This window comes from Aeromonas sp. FL131, assembly GCF_049860615.1.
GTDB lineage: Bacteria > Pseudomonadota > Gammaproteobacteria > Enterobacterales > Aeromonadaceae > Aeromonas > Aeromonas hydrophila.
In genome coordinates this window covers 3,130,726-3,147,880 of record NZ_CP187595.1, presented here as the reverse complement: position 1 = coordinate 3,147,880, position 17,155 = coordinate 3,130,726, and the positions used below count along the sequence as shown (strand labels likewise).

The window sequence follows — 17,155 nt, the reverse complement described above, 5'->3', positions numbered from 1 at the left end:
TGACATTGATAGATAGAGCATTTAGGATGAGTTAAGTCATCATCTTCTGATTAGCTGTCCTACAATCAATCCTAAAACCCAATAACGCATGGATGTGTATATGTTTGGGCTATTCAACAAAGGTTCTCTGCTTCCTCTGGCGGGTATTGATTTTGGCAGCCAGACCATCAAGGCCGTGACCATTACCGGTCGTCCCGGCAAGCTGCATCTCGAATCGGTGGCCGAAGTCGCCACTCCCAAAGGCACTCTGGTCGATTATCAGCTGCAGGATATCGAGCGGGTCAGCCAGTCTCTCAAGGCCCTCAAGCGCCTCATCTCGGGCAGCAGCCAGTATGTTGCGACTGCCGTCACCGGTTCCAACGTGATCACCAAAGTCATTCAGGTGGATGCCGCTCTGGGTGAGAACGAGCTGGAGAATCAGGTTCAGCTCGAGGCCGAGCAACTCATTCCCTTTCCCCTAGATGAAGTGAGCCTGGATTTTGAAATTCTGGGCAAGGTCAACGATCAGGAGCGCCGCGAAGTGTTGCTGAGTGCGGCCCGCACCGAGAGCGTGAGCGGGCGGGTGACTGCGCTGGCGGAAGCCGACATGACCACCAAGGTGGTAGATGTGGGCGCCCACGCGCTGGGCCGCGCCGTGCTTGCCTGCCTGCCGGAGCTGCAGGAGTGGGAGAAACCGGTCGGCGTGATCGACATCGGAGCGAGCGCCATGACCTTTGCTGCGCTGGTAAAGGGAGAGGTTATCTACTCACGTCTGCAAAACTTCGGTGGCGATCAATATAGTCAGGCGCTGGCCTCCTTCTACAACCTGTCGCTGGATGATGCCGAGCAGGCCAAGTTGCAGGGCAATCTGCCAGTTGATCACGAACTGGATGTGTTGCTGCCCCATATGAATGCTCTGCTGCAGCAAGTCAGGCGGAACGTGCAGCTGTTTTGCAGCTCTTCCGGGCACAGGGAGCTTTCCAGACTGGTGCTCACCGGCGGTGGCAGTCTGCTGCCCGGGCTGGCGGCCCAGGTCGGCAGCGAGTTGAACTGTGAGGTATTGCATCCTGATCCCTTTGCTCTGTTCGGCAAGCCGAAAGGGGAGGGGGCGGTCCACGGTGCCAAGTTCATGACGGCGCTGGGTCTGGCATTGAGGAGCTTCACGCCATGTCAAATATAAACCTCCTGCCCTGGCGTGAGGCCAGGGCCCAGCGGCAGAAGAAGCAATTCGGGGTCATGCTTGGCATCTTCATGGCCATTACGGCTTCACTCGGCTTTGCTGCCGACTGGCTGGTGGAGCAGCAGATAGGCCATCAGCAGCAGCGCAACCAGCGTTTACTGCAGGAGATGACTATCCTCGATGCCCAGCTTGGCGAGATCCGCCTGCTCAAGGAGCGACGCAAGGAGTTGATCGACCGCATGCAATTGATCGAACACCTGCAGATGCGCCGCAATCTGCCGGTTCGCCTATTCAACCAGTTGCCTTCGCTGGTTCCCAACGGGGTTTACCTCAATACGCTTGCCTTGCAGAACAACCAAATAGATGTGAATGGCAAGACCGAGGCCTATGGCAGGGTAGCCAGCATGATGCGTCGCATCGACGGCTCCGGCTGGTTGGGGCAGTCGCAGATCAGCACGATTTTTGCGGCCGATGTGGCGCCAGTTTCGCTCAGCCAGTTCTCCATGATGTTCCAGGTCGCAGGTGCGGCAGGTGCCACGGTCGATGTGACTAAGGGGCAGCAATGAATCTACAACAGCTCAACGAACTGGATCTCAACAACATTGCCAGTTGGCCCAAGCTGGCCAAGGGGATTTTCATCCTGTTCTTCTGTGCCTTGCTGGGGGGAGCCATCTATTACTACGTGATTGCCAACTCACTGACCCTGTTGACCCAGGAGACCAACAAGGAGGCCGAGCTCAAGGCGCAGTTCGAGAGCAAGGCGATGCTGGCTGCCAACCTCGGTGCATACAAGACTCAGATGGTGCAGCTTGAACAGCTGGTGGATACCCAGCTCAAGCAGTTGCCCAATACTCACGAAGTGGCCGGATTGCTGGATGACATCAGTTTCATTGCTACCGACAATGGGCTCAAATTGAATCGCATCAATTGGGAACCTGAGATCAAACACGAGTTCTCCACCGAGCTGCCCATGCGAATCGAAGTGGTGGGCACTTATCATGAGATAGGCAAGTTCACGGCCGACATGGCGGCCTTGCCGCGTATCGTCATCCTGGAATCGTTCACGCTGGGACAGGGCAAGGAGCAGGGTGACATGATTGCCATGTCGATGCTGGCCAAAACCTACAAATACAATGGCAAAACCGTGGGGCAGACCAAATGAAGCTACTCTGCGTGTTGTTGCCTGCCCTGTTGTTGACCGCCTGCGGTGGGCAGGACGACATGGACAACTATGTGGCCGCAACCAAGGCCAGAAAACCAGTACCCATCGAGCCTCTTCCCGAAATCAAACCCTTTTCCCCGATGGCTTATCACCTCAGCGATCAGCGCAGCCCCTTCATCGCCCCCCAGCCTGAAACCAGCAGTGCAAAGGTGGATGCCAAGGTGAAGCCGGATTGCGCCCAGATCGTGGCCAACAGAGAGAAAGAAGTACTGGAGCGCTATTCATTGGCCAGCCTGAGCATGCAGGGCTCACTTGGCAAGCAGGGACAGTTGTGGGCCTTGATCAGGACTCCTGATGGTCAATCCATCCGGGTGGGTCTCAATCAACATATGGGACTGGATCAGGGACGGGTGATCAGGATCACTGACACCTACGTGGATTTGATTGAGACTATACCGGATGGCAAAGGATGCTGGGTGACCCGAGAAACTCAGCTGGGCATGGCCAATCTTGAAGCAAAACGATAATCAGGGATGATGCGATGAAAACAACAATAGGTATGGTAGCCCGAGTTACCCTGCTGTTTTGCGCCGGAGCATGGAGCCAGGCCTGGGCCGTGGCAACCCTGCAGGAGGTCAAGGTCAATCCGCTGATGGCCGATCAGTTGTTGCTGGAGCTGAGCTTCAGTGAACCGGTCAGCGGATTTACCGATCGTCTCTCCTATGAACCCAATCAGCTGCTGCTGCATGTGCCTGGGGCGGTGGGAGCGCTCAACGTGAACCCGTTGCCCATCAAGCAGCAGGGGGTAGATAACCTCAAGGTCGAGGGCAAGGGGGCAGGTCTCGATATCAAGATCGCCCTCGATCAACTGACCCCCCTATCAGGTGCATCAGCAGGGCAACAAGTTGTTGGTGGCACTGGGAGAAAAAGCAGCCATGCCGCTGCCAGCCACCACAGCATCCTCCGGGCTGGTGGCCCCCCAGCCGACCTCGTCTGCACTTATCAATACCCAGCCGACAGCCTCGTCCGCCCTGATCAACAGTCAGCAGCTTGCTCGCCAGAGCGCTCCAGTGGCTGCGCCCGTGGCCAGCAAGCCAGTCTTGCCATCACCACAGACCGCGGCCAGCGGTGCCTATTTCAATTCCGTGAAGGGGGTCGATTTCAGGCGTGGCAAGGACGGGCAGGGGGAATTTCTGGTGACGCTGGACAACAGCTCCGCCGCCGTTGACGTCAGCAGCCGTGGCCAGACGGTGCTTGCCAAGTTTCACGGTACCCGGGTACCGGACGATTTGCTTAATCTGATCAACGTGCAGGATTTTGCTACCCCTGTCTCTCAGGTTGAGGTGTTCCGCCAGGGTAACGACACCCTGTTCGAACTCTCGGTCAACGGCCAGTTTGACTACCGTTATGATCAGGCGGACAAGATGTTCATCGTCGAGGTGAAAAAGCGCACCGCGGCGACTGCCGGCAAGCAGTATCAGGGCAAACCCATCTCTCTCAACTTCCAGGATATCCCGGTGAGAACCGTGCTGCAGCTCATCGCGGATTTCAACAACCTCAATCTGGTGACCACGGATTCGGTGTCGGGCAACATCACCCTGCGGCTGGACGGGGTGCCCTGGGAGCAGGCACTCGACATCATCTTGAAGGTGCGGGGACTCGACAAGCGGTTGGACAACAACATCCTGCTGGTCGCACCGGCCGAAGAGATTGCCGCTCGCGAGAAACAGCAGCTGGAGAGCCGCAACCAGGTCGCCGACCTGGCACCGCTTTATACCGAGTATCTGCAGATCAACTATGCCAAGGCATCCGAAGTGGCGGCGCTGCTCTCGTCCGAGAGCACCAAACTGCTTTCGTCCAAGGGGGCGGTGAGTGTCGATGAGCGGACCAACGTGCTGGTGGTCAAGGACACTGCCGACGTCATCAGCAACATCAAGCGGATGCTGGATATCCTGGATATTCCGGTCAAGCAGGTGGTGATCGAGGCGCGCATGGTGACCATTGATGACGGCTTTGACGAGGCGCTCGGGGTGCGTTGGGGGGTAACCAAAAACGATGGGCACGGCAACAGTACCTCGGGCACCATCGAGGGCAATGACGGTTCCGGCAACAACAATGGTGGCTCGACCATCACCCGACCTGGGGTGGACGATCGGCTTAACGTCAATCTGCCGGTGACCAACGCCGCTGGCACTCTGGCCTTCCAGGTGGCGCGGCTGGCAGATGGTACCTTGCTGGATCTCGAGCTGTCGGCACTGGAGAAAGAGAGCAAGGCCGAGATCATCGCCAGTCCCCGGGTCACCACGGCCAACCAGAAACCGGCGCTGATCGAGCAGGGTACCGAGATCCCCTATGTGGAGTCCTCTTCCAGCGGGGCAACCTCGGTCACCTTCAAGAAGGCGGTGCTGAGCCTCAAGGTGACGCCGCAGATCACCCCCGACAACAGGGTGATCCTGGACTTGACCGTGACCCAGGATACCAAGGGTGAAACCGTGCCGACCGGTACCGGTGATGCCGTCTCCATCAACGCCCAGTCCATCACTACCCAGGTGCTGGTCAACAATGGCGAGACCCTGGTGCTTGGTGGCATCTATCAACAGACCATCAAGAGCGACGTCAGCAAGGTGCCCCTGCTGGGCGATATCCCGGGTCTGGGGGTGTTGTTTCGCAAGACAACCAGCGAGAACAAAAAGCGCGAGTTGCTGATTTTCGTGACGCCGAAGATAGTCACCGACGCCTTCTGAAGACTTTACATGTGAAGGTAAAACACATATAACCTTACGCCCCAATGAGGCTGGGGCGTAAGGGCTGCGGTTGCCAGTCCTGATTTCTATTGAGATAATCCCCCTCCTGATCCATCGCAAGATAAGGTTCATAGGTACCCCGATCGAGAGTTTGTCGGGGTCGTACAGTTTGTAATTACTAACGAAAAGACATGGCTGAGAAACGCAATATTTTCCTGATAGGTCCCATGGGTGCGGGCAAGAGCACCATAGGTAGACATCTGGCAGAACAACTGCATATGGAGTTTTTCGACTCAGATCATGAGATTGAGCGCCGCAGTGGTGCCGATATCGGCTGGGTGTTCGATGTTGAAGGCGAAGAGGGTTTCCGGATCCGCGAAGAGAAGGTCATCGGTGACCTTTCCGAACAGCAGGGTATCGTGCTGGCGACGGGTGGCGGTGCCATCAAGAGCCGTGAAACACGCAACAAGCTCTCTGCTCGCGGCATCGTGGTGTACCTCGAAACCACCATTGAGAAGCAACTGGCACGTACGCAAAGAGACAAGCGTCGCCCCTTGCTGCAAACCGAAGAGCCGCCGCGCGAAGTACTCGAGCGTCTGGCACAAGAACGCAACGCCCTGTATGAAGAAGTGGCTGACTTTGTCATCCAGACTGATGACCAGAGCGCTAAAGTTGTTGCCAATCAAATCGTTAAGTTGATCGGCATGTAATAATAGAGGACGTCCATGGAAAGGTTGAAGGTCGAACTGGGTGAACGCAGCTATCCCATCGAGATAGCCGCAGGTCTGTTGCAGCATGCAGAGGTGCTGACGCAAACCATCAAGGGCAAGCGGGTCATGATTGTGACCAACACAGTGGTTGCGCCCTTGTATCTTGAGCGGATTGTCCAGTTGCTGTCGGGCTATCAGGTTGAACACCTGATCCTGCCGGATGGCGAGGCCTACAAGACCCTGGCTACCTTTGAGCGGATCATGTCCGCTCTGCTGGAAACCAACCATGGTCGTGATACCACTCTGATTGCCCTGGGTGGCGGTGTGATAGGGGACGTTGTCGGCTTCGCTGCTGCAAGCTATCAACGTGGCATTCCGTTCATTCAAGTGCCTACCACACTGCTCTCCCAGGTTGATTCCTCCGTTGGTGGCAAGACTGCCGTCAACCATCCCCTCGGCAAGAACATGATCGGGGCCTTCTATCAGCCCAGACACGTCGTGATCGATACCGAGTGCCTCCAGACCCTGCCTGCCCGCGAATTTGCCGCCGGCATGGCCGAGGTGATCAAATACGGCATCATCTGGGATGTCGAATTCTTCTGCTGGCTCGAAGCCAACATGTTCCGTCTGCAGGCGCAGGAGCCGGCCGCGCTGGCTTATGCCATCCGCCGCTGCTGCGAGATCAAGGCCGATGTGGTTGGCCAGGACGAGACCGAACACGGTGTGCGTGCCCTGCTTAATCTGGGCCACACCTTTGGCCATGCCATTGAAGCCGAGAAGGGTTATGGCAACTGGCTGCACGGCGAAGCCGTGGCGGCAGGCACCATGCTGGCCGCCAATACCGCCTTGGCCCGTGGTGACGTGACCGAGCAACAGGTAGATCGTATCCGGGCCTTGCTGCTGGCGGCCAATTTGCCGGTGCAGGCGCCGCCAGAGATGGATTTTGCGGCCTTCATTCGTCACATGCGCCGCGACAAGAAGGTGCTGGAAGGCAAATTGCGTCTGGTGCTGCCGGTCGGCATAGGTCATGCCCAGGTGGTGGCCGATGTCTCCGATGCTGAACTGCTGGCGGTGATCGAGTCTGGTCGTGACGAATAAACTGCTGAAATTTCCCTCCCAGCGGCAGCTGGTTGACCGGCTGCTGCATCTGATTGAATTCAATCATCCTTTTATCTTTCTCTCCGGCAAACCCGGCAGTGGCCGTGGCACGTTGTGCGAATCCCTGCTGGGAGCGCTGCCGGAAAAAGTGCGGGTCGTCAGCCTGATTGGCAGCCCTGCCATGAAGATGGTGGACGTGCGCCAGCTGTTGCTTCCCCAGGTGGTGGCCCGGCCGTTGTTCAATCCGCAGGATGCGCTGGCAGACAGCTTTTTCCGCATGCTGGAAGGCAAACCCGCCACCCTGCTGCTGCTGATCGAGCGGGCGGATGAGCTGCCTGCCGAGCTGGTCGGCGAACTGTGGAGCCTGTGTCGTCACAACGATACCCTGAAGATCCCCCATCAGTTGGCCATCGTGCTCTCCGGCAGTGACGTCTGGTGTCGCAATCAGAAGGCGCAGCTGAAAGGGCGGGCCATGCCCGCGCTGGAGCTGGAAGTCGCGCCGCTTGGCGCGCCCGAACAACGCATCTTCTTGTATGAGAAGGCCAAAGAGCTCAAGATCCCGACAGCCCTCTTGCCCAAGCCGAAAGTGGAAGAGATCCTGAAAGTGGCAAATGGACATCCGTCCACCATCATGCAGTTACTGGAGGATATCATGACCGACAGAAGGTCCAAGAAACGTCAGGCCGAGTTGCCCGTCAAGAAGATTGCGACCCTGCTGGCCCTGTTGGCCGGCGGTCTGCTGGCGCTGAGTTATCTGCTGCCGGCCCTGTTTGGCGGCGACAGCAAGAGTACTGCCCCCGAGCCCACCCAAACCACGGCGTTGCCTATCCCCGTCTCGGGTGGCGATCCGCTGACCATCGGCGGCAGCAACACCAGTCAGAACGGCAGCCAGAGTGCGGCCAGTGATGGTACCGCCAGCAATCCCAGCGGCGTGGTACGCGACTGGCAGCCGGATGCCAAGGTATTGCCCAAGGCGGTGGAGAGCGACACCGTGACCACCGAATCGACCAACTACGAAGGGCGCCGGGTGGTGATCTCCGACGAGGTGGTCGAGAAGCTGATGAAGCAGCCCAACGTCAGCGGCGCCCTGCCCACTGCGGTGGTGGATGAGCTGACCGGCGCCGATTCGCAAGCAGCGGCCACTCAGGGGGCCTCCGCCGAGAAGGCTGTTACACCCAATGCCACTGCTCAGACTGCCCAGCCGGCAAACACCGCCAAGGCCCAACCCACGTCAGCAGCCAGCAAGCCGGTGGTCAAGCCAGTCGCGGTTGAACCGGTGGCGGCACCTGCTCCCAAGGTGGCGCTGACCCCCGCTGCCACTCTGAACAAGAAGCCCAGAAACCACTACAGCATCCAGCTGATGGGCGCGAGCAACACCAAGGCGGTCGACAAGTTCGTGGCCGAAAATGGTCTGGCCGGTAAGATCTGGGTCTATCAGACCAAGTTCCGCGGCAGCCCCTGGTACGTGGTGCTGCAGGGGGACTACGCCAGCAGCAACCAGGCCAAGGCCGCCATTCGCAAGCTGTCGCCCGCCTTGCTGAAGGGTCAACCCTGGCCCAAGTCGTTTGCGCAGGTACAAAAAGAGTTGAAGCAATAGCCATTTTGGCCGGGAAGGGGGTAGAATCGTCCCCCTTTTTTGGTCGATGCCTTCTTAACACCGGATTTCCATGAAAAAAACACGCGCTTTTTTAAAATGGGCCGGGGGAAAATACTCCCTGGTTGAAGAGATTGCCGAGCGTTTGCCGGCCGGGCGTGTGTTGCTGGAGCCCTTCGTCGGGGCCGGGTCCGTGTTTCTCAACACCGACTACGACGCCTATGTGCTCAACGACATCAATCCGGATCTGATCGGTCTTTACAATCATCTCAAGTTGACGCCGGATCGGTTCATCGCTGAGTCGCGCAAGCTGTTCGTGACCGAGCACAACCACAAGGCGGCCTATTACCGGCTGCGTACCCAGTTCAACCAGACCGACACCAGCTTCGAGCGCGCCCTGCTGTTCCTGTTTCTGAATCGACACGGTTTCAATGGCCTGTGCCGGTACAACAAGAAAGGGGGCTTCAACGTCCCGTTCGGTTCCTACAAGAAGCCCTATTTCCCGGAAAAAGAGCTGTGGGCCTTCGCCGAGAAGGCGCAGAAGGCGACCTTCATCTGTGAAAGCTATGCCGATGCCATCCAGCGCGCCGAAGAGGATTGGGTGATCTATTGCGATCCCCCCTATGCTCCGCTTTCCACTACCGCGAGCTTCACCACCTATTCGGCCGGCGGTTTCACCCTGGACGATCAGGCCGTGCTGGCCAGGCTGGCCCGCCACACCGCGGCGCGCAAAGGGGTGCCCGTGCTCATCAGCAACCATGACATCGAGCTGACCCGCGAGCTTTATCGCGGCGCCCGCCTCGACGAGATCCTGGTCAAGCGCACCATCAGTCGCAACGGTGGCACCCGCAACAAGGTGGCCGAGTTGCTGGCGCTCTATCCGCCCGGCATCGAGCCGGAGCAGGGCTACTACCCGAGCGACGCCGAACTGGCGCCACTCGGCTGACACAGACGGCACCTCGGGGTGCCGTTTTTTATGTCTGCCGCGGCCGATGACGGCGTTCGCTTTCTCCGTGCCCTGTGCGGGTCGTTTTCAGTGCCTGTTTGCGGTGATGATGACGTTCGCTTTTTCCGTACCGTGTGCGGGTCGTTTTCGGCGCCCGTTTGCGGTGATGATGGTGTTCGCTTTTTCCGTACCGTGTGCGGGTCGTTTTCAGCGTCCATTTGCGGTAAAATTGCGCCGCTTTTTCTGCCACGCTGCCAATGGATGACGCTGATGAAAGACTTTCTGATTGCCCCCTCGATCCTCTCCGCCGACTTTGCCCGTCTGGGGGACGATGTCGCCAAGGTGCTGGCCGCCGGTGCCGACGTGGTCCATTTCGACGTGATGGACAACCATTATGTGCCCAACCTGACCATAGGCCCCATGGTCTGCCAGGCCCTGCGTGACTACGGTATCGAAGCCCCCATCGACGTGCACCTGATGGTCAAGCCGGTGGATCGCATCATTCCCGATTTTGCCAAGGCGGGTGCCTCCCTCATCACCTTCCATCCGGAAGCGTCCGACCACGTCGACCGCTCCCTGGGCCTCATCAAGGAGCAGGGCTGCCAGGCCGGTCTGGTGCTGAACCCGGCCACGCCGCTCACCTGCCTGGAGTACGTGATGGACAAGCTGGACGTGATCCTGCTGATGTCGGTCAACCCGGGCTTTGGTGGCCAGAGCTTCATCCCAGGTACCCTCGACAAGCTGCGCCAGGTGCGCCGCCTCATCGACGAGAGCGGCCGCGACATTCGCCTCGAGATCGACGGCGGGGTCAAGGTCGACAACATTCGTGAGATTGCCCAGGCTGGTGCCGACATGTTCGTGGCTGGCTCGGCCATCTTCAGTCGTCCGGACTACAAGGCGGTGATCGACGAGATGCGGGCGGAGCTCTCTCATGTCAAACGCTGAACGTGATTTTGACCTGGTGCTGTTCGATCTGGACGGCACCCTTATCGACAGTGCCCCGCAACTGGCGCTGGCGGTCAACCGTACGCTGACCGAACTCGGGCTGGACGAGGCCGACGAGGCCGTGGTGCGGACCTGGGTCGGCAACGGTGCCGACAAGCTGATCCAGCGTGCGCTGGACTATCGCGCGGCGCCCGAGCTGTTTGCCAGCGCCCGTCCGCTGTTTGACCGTCACTATCAGGCCTGCCTGCTGGAAGGGCTGGCCATGTATGACGGGGTCGAGCAGAGCCTGCGTCGCCTGCAGGCGCTGGGTTACCAGCAGGCGATCGTGACCAACAAGCCGAGTCACTTCGTGCAGCCGATCCTCGATGCCCTCGGCATCGGCGACTGTTTCGCACTCTGGCTGGGGGGCAACTGCGTGCCCGTCAAGAAACCAAGCCCGGAGCCGCTGCTGCTGGCCTGTCACGAGCTGGGCGTCAGCCCGTCGCGCACCCTGATGGTGGGCGACTCCGAAAATGACGTGCTGGCCGCCCAGGCTGCCGGCATGAAGGTGGTGGGACTGACCTATGGCTACAACTATGGCCGTCCCATTGCAGATTCCCGCCCGGACTGGGTATGCGAACAGTTTGCCCAGCTCGACGCGCTGCTGGCCGAATAAGCTGGCCAGGCAGGCCGAATAACAAGGATCAACACTCTGATGACTAAACCTATCGTATTGAGCGGGGCCCAACCGTCGGGCCAGCTGACCATCGGCAACTACATGGGGGCCCTGCGTCAGTGGGTCAACATGCAGGATGACTTCGACTGCCTCTACTGCATCGTCGATCTGCACGCCATCACCACCCGCCAGGATCCGGCTGCCCTGCGCAAGGCCTGCCTGGACGCCGCCGCCCTCTATCTGGCGGTCGGCATCGATCCGGCCAAGAGCACCGTGTTCATCCAGTCCCACGTGCCGCAGCATGCCGAGCTTGGCTGGATCCTGAACTGCTACACCCAGATGGGCGAGCTGTCGCGCATGACCCAGTTCAAGGACAAGTCCGCCCGTTTCGAGAACAACGTCAACGTCGGCCTGTTCGGTTATCCGGTGCTGATGGCGGCCGACATCCTGCTCTATCAGGCCAATCAGGTGCCGGTGGGCAACGATCAGAAGCAGCATCTGGAGCTGACCCGCGACATCTGCACCCGCTTCAACAACCTCTACGGCGAGGTGTTTACCCTGCCGGAGCCCTTCATTCCGACCGAAGGCGCCCGGGTGATGAGCCTGCAGGATCCGACCAAGAAGATGTCCAAGTCGGACGACAACGAGGCCAACTTCATCGGCCTGCTGGAAGATCCCAAGCAGATCGTCAAGAAGATCAAGCGCGCGGTGACCGACTCCGACGAGCCGGCGGTGGTGCGTTTCGATCCGGAAAACAAGCCGGGGGTTTCCAACCTGCTGACCCTGATGTCCGGGGTGACCGGCCGTTCCATCCCCGAGCTGGAGCAGCATTTCGAAGGCAAGATGTACGGTCATCTCAAGACCGAAACCGCCGAGGCCGTGGTCGCCCTGCTGGAGCCGATTCAGGCCCGCTTCCACGAGCTGCGTCAGGATGAGGCTCATCTGCAGGCCATTTTGGCGGCCGGTGCACAAAAGGCGCGGGAAAGGGCTGAAAAAACCCTGGCCAGCGTATATGATGTAGTCGGCTTCGTTCCTCGAGCCTGACATACTGGGAAGGTGTAGTAGAAGAGAGCTGGGTATTTGCCTGGCTTTCTTTGTTTTACCCGACCTGCTATTCGTTATTTCATCTTCCAATTTCAAACGCGGGCGTCTGCCCCAAGAGTTAGCATGTCTGTCGAATCAAATACCACGATTGAAGAGTTGGGTGACAAGGGTCACTGGCTGCGCAAGTTTCGCAAGGCCAAAAACCTCAATACCCTGCAACTGATGGTCTCCAATGCCATCGACAAGCACCACAAAACCCCTGCCATCGCCGCCGCCATCTACCTGGCCGAGTGCCAGCGCGAGCGTGAAATGGAACAGGGTCGCTATCTGGATCGTTAATTCTCTGCCCTGGTTGACCCATGCTGTTGTTGATCGATAACTACGACTCCTTTACCTGGAATCTGGTGCAATATTTTGGAGCCCTGGGACAGGAGGTAGTGGTGAAGCGCAATGACGAGCTGACGCTGGACGCCATTGCCCGGCTCTCTCCCCGTTATCTGGTGATCTCTCCCGGTCCCTGCACCCCCAATGAGGCGGGTATTTCGCTGGCGGCCATCTCCCGTTTTGCCGGCCAGCTTCCCATTCTCGGCGTCTGTCTCGGCCATCAGTCACTGGCGCAGGCCTTCGGTGCCAGGGTGGTGCGCGCCCGTCAGGTTATGCACGGCAAGACTTCGCTCATTCGCCATCGCGGCGAGGGGGTATTCAAGGGGCTCAACGACCCGCTGCGGGTCACTCGTTACCATTCGCTCATCGTGGAGCGCGATACCTTGCCCGATTGTTTCGAGATCACCGCCTGGAGCGAACATGCCGATGGCAGCCCGGACGAGATCATGGGGCTGCGCCATAAGCAGTTGAATATAGAGGGTGTTCAGTTCCATCCGGAGAGCATTCTGAGCGAGCAGGGTCATCAGTTGCTGGCCAATTTTTTGGCTAATCCCTGAATAGTTGTGATCGGCCTCCCAGAATTGAAAGGAGGCCAAAAATATTTTCCCTGACACTTTATTCACCTCCCTCCCTGTCCAAATTATCTCTTGCCAACACCCCCTGAGCCGTTATGCAATGCGGTTGCCTAAAATCTCACGGGCAGTCGAACATTGTTCCCTGTAACGCGCTTTGTTGCAGACTTTTAGCTTTTTTTCTGTGACAATGCCGATGTGTTTACATGGATTTAACTTTTGGGCGGTGGATTATTCTGTCGCCAGATCGAAGGAGAGCAATATGTCAGAGTTGTTGGCAGTGACACGTGAAGTGTTTGATGAAGTGATGGTTCCCAACTATGCGCCCGCCAAGATCATCCCGGTGCGTGGTGAAGGGTCACGTGTCTGGGATCAGGAAGGCCGTGAGTATGTGGATTTCGCCGGCGGGATCGCCGTCAATGGCCTGGGCCATTGCCATCCCAAGCTGGTCGAGGCCCTGAAAACCCAGGGCGAGAAGCTGTGGCACCTCTCCAACGTGATGACCAACGAGCCGGCCCTGCGCCTGGCCAAGAAGCTGGTCGCCGCGACCTTTGCCGACAAGGTCTATTTCTGCAACTCCGGTGCCGAAGCCAACGAAGCCGCTCTCAAGCTGGCCCGTCGCTACGCCATCGAGAAATTCGGTGCCCACAAGACCCAGATCATCGCCTTCCACCAGGGTTTCCACGGTCGTACCTTCTTTACCGTCAGCGTCGGCGGCCAGGCTGCCTACTCCGATGGTTTCGGTCCCAAGCCCGCAGACATCACCCACGTGGCCTACAACGATCTGGCGGAGCTGGCTGCCGTCATCTCCGACAATACCTGCGCCGTGGTGATGGAGCCGCTGCAGGGCGAGGGCGGCATCATTCGTCCCACCGACGAGTTTGCCAAAGGGGTGCGCGAGCTGTGTGACAAGCACAACGCCCTGCTGATCTATGACGAAGTGCAATCCGGCGTCGGTCGTACCGGCGATCTGTTTGCCTACATGGGTCTGGGCGTCACGCCGGACATCCTCACCAGCGCCAAGGCACTGGGCGGCGGCTTCCCCATCGGCGCCATGCTGACCACCACCGACATCGCCTCCCACCTGAAAGTGGGCACTCACGGCTCCACCTACGGCGGCAACCCGCTGGCCTGCGCGGTGGCCGAGGCGGTGATCGACGTGGTCAACACCCCGGAAGTGCTCAATGGCATCAAGCAGCGCGAACAGCTGTTCCGCGAAGGGATCGAGGCCATCAACGCCAAGTACCACTGCTTCAGCGAAGTGCGCGGCAAGGGTCTGCTGCTGGGCGCCGTGCTCAACGACGACTACAAGGGCCGCTCCCGTGACTTCCTGCTGGCCTCCATCGATCAGGGTCTGATGGCGCTGGTAGCCGGTACCAACGTGGTGCGTTTCGCGCCGTCGCTGGTTATTCCGGAAGCGGACATCAAGGAAGGGCTGGCCCGGTTCGAGAAAGCGGTTGCCCAGGTGGTTAACGCCTGATCCAAATTGAGGTGGGGAGCCCTCCCGGCAGGAGCCGGGACCCCACCTGTCGTCAATGAAAGGGAGTTGTCATTTATGTTGGTTATCCGTCCCATCGAGCAAAAAGATTTTGCCGGTCTCAAGACCTGTGCCATCGAATCCGGCACCGGCATGACCTCGTTGCCCGTCAACGATGAACTGCTGCAGCGCAAGATAGACGCTTCCACCCAGACCTTTTCGGACAAGCCTGCGGGCAAGGGTGACTGCCTCTATTTCTTCGTCGCCGAGGATCTGGAGACCGGCGAAATGGTCGGTACCTGCGCCATCGATGCGGCCGTGGGCCTGTCCCAGCCGTTCTACAACTATCACATCGGCAAGGTGGTCCACTCTTCCCCCAAGCTCGGCATCTACAACGTCGTGGAAACCCTCACCCTCTCCAACGACTACACCGGCAATTCCGAGCTCTGCACCCTGTTTCTGCGCGAATGCGCCCGCGAGGGGCTCAACGGCCGTCTGCTCTCCAAGCACCGCTTTCTGTTCATGGCCGAACACCCCGAGCTGTTTGACGAGACCGTCTTCGCCGAGATGCGTGGCGTCTCCGATACCGATGGTCACAGCCCCTTCTACGAGTGGCTGCAAAAGCATTTCTTCTCGATGGATTTTCCCACCGTCGACTATCTCACCGGCATCGGCAAGAAGCGCTTCATCGCCGAGCTGATGCCCAAGTACCCCATCTACGTCAATCTGCTGAGCAACGAGGCGCGCGCCGTCATCGGTCAGACCCACGAGAAGACCCGCCCGGCCATCAAGATGCTGCAGGACGAAGGCTTCGTGAATCGCGGCTATGTTGACATCTTCGATGCCGGCCCCACCGTCGAGTGCGACGTGAAGAACATTCGCAGCGTGCGCCGCAGCCAGAAGCTGCGGGTGCTGGTGGGTGAGCCCATCGGTGGCAAGACCCATCTGGTCTGCAATACCCGCTACGAGCACTACCGTGCCTGCTACGGCAACATCCGGGTCGATCTGGACAAGCACGAGGCCATCATCCCGCCCAAGATGGCGGCCGCACTCAAGGTGCAGGATGGCGACATGGTGCGCGCCGTCGATCTCGATTGAGCCATATCAGCAGTAAAACCGCATATGAAACAGGCAGCCAAGGCTGCCTGCGAACCACAGGGAGTGAAGGATGAGCCAGTTAGTTCAGTTTATTGACGGTCAGTGGCTGGCCGGAGCAGGCAAGCCGTTCGAATCAAAGGACCCGGCCAAGAATCAGGTGATCTGGCAAGGGGAGGCCGCCAGTGCCGCCCAGGTGGAGGCCGCCGTCAAGGCCGCCCGCCATGCCTTCTATCATTGGTCCGATCTGGCCCTCGAGGGTCGTCTGGCCATCGTGCGCCGTTACGCCGACCTGCTCGGCGAGCACAAGGAGGCGCTGGCGCTGACCATAGCCCGCGAAACCGGCAAGCCGCTGTGGGAGACCCGCACCGAAGTGGCCGCCATGCAGGGCAAGATCGCCATCTCCATCCGCGCCCATGACGAGCGCACCGGCACGGTGGAGAACCCCATGCCCGGTGCCAAGGCGTTCGTGCGCCACAAGCCCCACGGCGTCGTGGCCGTGTTCGGCCCCTACAACTTCCCGGGCCACCTGCCCAACGGCCATATCGTGCCGGCGCTGATCGCCGGCAATACCGTGGTATTCAAGCCCTCCGAGCTGACCCCCATGGTGGCCGAGGCCATGCTGAAGATCTGGCAGGAGGCGGGACTGCCCAAGGGCGTGCTCAACCTGGTGCAGGGCGAGGTCGACACCGGCAAGGCGCTGGCCGGCAATCCGGACATCGACGGCCTGTTCTTCACCGGCTCGTCCCGTACCGGCCATTTCCTGCATCAGCAGTTTGCCGGCCAGCCGGGCAAGATCCTGGCCCTCGAGATGGGTGGCAACAACCCGCTGATCGTGAAAGACGTGAGCGACATCGATGGCGCCGTCCATGCCATCGTGCAGTCCGCCTTCATCACCTCTGGCCAGCGTTGCACCTGCTCGCGTCGCCTGTTTGTCGAGCGCGGCGAGCGGGGCGATGCCCTGGTCAAGCGCCTGGTAGCGGTGGTCGGTCAGATCAAGGTCGGCCTCTATGACGCCGCCGAGCAGCCGTTCATGGGCGCCATGATAAGCGAGAAGGCAGCGCTCGGCATGGTCGAAGCGCAAGCCAACCTGCAGCGCCTCGGTGGCGAGAGCCTGCTCACCCTCACGCACCTGGAAGCGGGCACCGGTTTTGTCTCCCCGGGCATCATTGACGTGACCGCGGTCAGCGCGCTGCCGGACGAAGAGTACTTCGGCCCGCTGCTGCAGCTCATTCGCTACGACGACTTCGATGCCGCTATCGAGAAGGCGAATGCCACCAGCTTCGGCCTCTCGGCCGGCCTGCTCGGCGACAGCGAGGCGGACTGGCAGCACTTCTTCAAGCGCATTCGCGCCGGCATCGTCAACTGGAACAAGCCCATCACCGGCGCTTCCAGTGCCGCGCCGTTCGGTGGCATCGGCGCCTCCGGCAACCACAGGGCGAGCGCCTACTACGCCGCCGACTACTGTGCGTATCCGGTGGCTTCCGTCGAAGACAGCAAGGCCGCCATGCCGGATCAGCTGTCTCCCGGTCTGACGTTCTAAGCAAGACAAAGGCGGGCGCTCTCTGCG

At 59.5% G+C, this 17,155-nt stretch carries 16 protein-coding genes and 1 pseudogene; all 17 read left to right on the top strand.

Going from position 1 to position 17,155, the window contains the following annotated elements:
* Positions 1 to 88 precede the first annotated feature (88 nt).
* The gene (gene tapM / locus ACPW75_RS14540; RefSeq protein ID WP_077095993.1) at positions 89 to 1,159 is read left to right on the top strand and encodes a PilM family type IVa pilus assembly protein TapM; all 1,071 of its coding nucleotides are present in this window, start codon (positions 89 to 91) and stop codon (positions 1,157 to 1,159) included.
* Positions 1,147 to 1,725 (top strand): PilN family type IV pilus biogenesis protein TapN, encoded by a 579-nt coding sequence (tapN, locus tag ACPW75_RS14535; protein ID WP_077095991.1) that lies wholly within the window; start codon positions 1,147 to 1,149, stop codon positions 1,723 to 1,725. Before tapM ends, tapN begins: the two co-directional genes overlap by 13 nt.
* Positions 1,722 to 2,321: a PilO family type IV pilus biogenesis protein TapO gene (gene tapO / locus ACPW75_RS14530; RefSeq protein ID WP_011706968.1), complete on the top strand. Its 600-nt coding sequence runs from the start codon at positions 1,722 to 1,724 to the stop codon at positions 2,319 to 2,321. Before tapN ends, tapO begins: the two co-directional genes overlap by 4 nt.
* Positions 2,318 to 2,848, top strand: a complete 531-nt coding sequence (locus ACPW75_RS14525; RefSeq protein WP_011706967.1) for a pilus assembly protein PilP — start codon at positions 2,318 to 2,320, stop codon at positions 2,846 to 2,848. The genes tapO and ACPW75_RS14525 overlap by 4 nt, the downstream gene beginning before the upstream one ends.
* A gap of 14 nt (positions 2,849 to 2,862) precedes the next feature.
* Positions 2,863 to 5,065, top strand: a pseudogene (locus tag ACPW75_RS14520) (type IV pilus secretin PilQ).
* Positions 5,066 to 5,256: 191 nt separating this feature from the next.
* The gene (gene aroK, locus ACPW75_RS14515; RefSeq protein WP_005298388.1) at positions 5,257 to 5,775 is read left to right on the top strand and encodes a shikimate kinase AroK; all 519 of its coding nucleotides are present in this window, start codon (positions 5,257 to 5,259) and stop codon (positions 5,773 to 5,775) included.
* Between the two features lie 15 nt (positions 5,776 to 5,790).
* The gene (aroB, locus tag ACPW75_RS14510; RefSeq protein ID WP_077095990.1) at positions 5,791 to 6,873 is read left to right on the top strand and encodes a 3-dehydroquinate synthase; all 1,083 of its coding nucleotides are present in this window, start codon (positions 5,791 to 5,793) and stop codon (positions 6,871 to 6,873) included.
* The gene (locus tag ACPW75_RS14505) at positions 6,863 to 8,470 is read left to right on the top strand and encodes an SPOR domain-containing protein (protein ID WP_077095989.1); all 1,608 of its coding nucleotides are present in this window, start codon (positions 6,863 to 6,865) and stop codon (positions 8,468 to 8,470) included. Before aroB ends, ACPW75_RS14505 begins: the two co-directional genes overlap by 11 nt.
* 70 nt (positions 8,471 to 8,540) lie before the next feature.
* Positions 8,541 to 9,413: a Dam family site-specific DNA-(adenine-N6)-methyltransferase gene (locus tag ACPW75_RS14500; RefSeq protein WP_011706963.1), complete on the top strand. Its 873-nt coding sequence runs from the start codon at positions 8,541 to 8,543 to the stop codon at positions 9,411 to 9,413.
* 270 nt (positions 9,414 to 9,683) lie between these two features.
* A complete protein-coding gene (gene rpe, locus ACPW75_RS14495) occupies positions 9,684 to 10,358 on the top strand; it encodes a ribulose-phosphate 3-epimerase (RefSeq protein WP_016351625.1) in 675 nt (224 codons plus the stop codon).
* Positions 10,345 to 11,013 carry a phosphoglycolate phosphatase gene (locus ACPW75_RS14490; RefSeq protein ID WP_077095988.1) on the top strand — a complete coding sequence of 223 codons (669 nt, stop codon included), beginning with the start codon at positions 10,345 to 10,347 and terminating at the stop codon, positions 11,011 to 11,013. The genes rpe and ACPW75_RS14490 overlap by 14 nt, the downstream gene beginning before the upstream one ends.
* Before the next feature lie 39 nt (positions 11,014 to 11,052).
* A complete protein-coding gene (gene trpS, locus ACPW75_RS14485; protein WP_005298400.1) occupies positions 11,053 to 12,057 on the top strand; it encodes a tryptophan--tRNA ligase in 1,005 nt (334 codons plus the stop codon).
* Positions 12,058 to 12,180: 123 nt separating this feature from the next.
* A complete protein-coding gene (locus ACPW75_RS14480; RefSeq protein WP_011706959.1) occupies positions 12,181 to 12,396 on the top strand; it encodes a hypothetical protein in 216 nt (71 codons plus the stop codon).
* A gap of 20 nt (positions 12,397 to 12,416) precedes the next feature.
* Positions 12,417 to 12,998, top strand: coding sequence for an aminodeoxychorismate synthase component II (locus ACPW75_RS14475; protein WP_045527830.1), 582 nt, complete (start codon positions 12,417 to 12,419; stop codon positions 12,996 to 12,998).
* Positions 12,999 to 13,275: 277 nt separating this feature from the next.
* Positions 13,276 to 14,493, top strand: a complete 1,218-nt coding sequence (locus tag ACPW75_RS14470) for an aspartate aminotransferase family protein (protein ID WP_077095987.1) — start codon at positions 13,276 to 13,278, stop codon at positions 14,491 to 14,493.
* Positions 14,494 to 14,568: 75 nt separating this feature from the next.
* On the top strand, positions 14,569 to 15,588 hold the full coding sequence (astA, locus tag ACPW75_RS14465) for an arginine N-succinyltransferase (protein ID WP_042064928.1): 1,020 nt from the start codon (positions 14,569 to 14,571) through the stop codon (positions 15,586 to 15,588).
* A gap of 70 nt (positions 15,589 to 15,658) precedes the next feature.
* Complete coding sequence (gene astD, locus ACPW75_RS14460) at positions 15,659 to 17,128, top strand: succinylglutamate-semialdehyde dehydrogenase (RefSeq protein WP_077095986.1); 1,470 nt, start codon at positions 15,659 to 15,661, stop codon at positions 17,126 to 17,128.
* Positions 17,129 to 17,155: the final 27 nt, after the last annotated feature.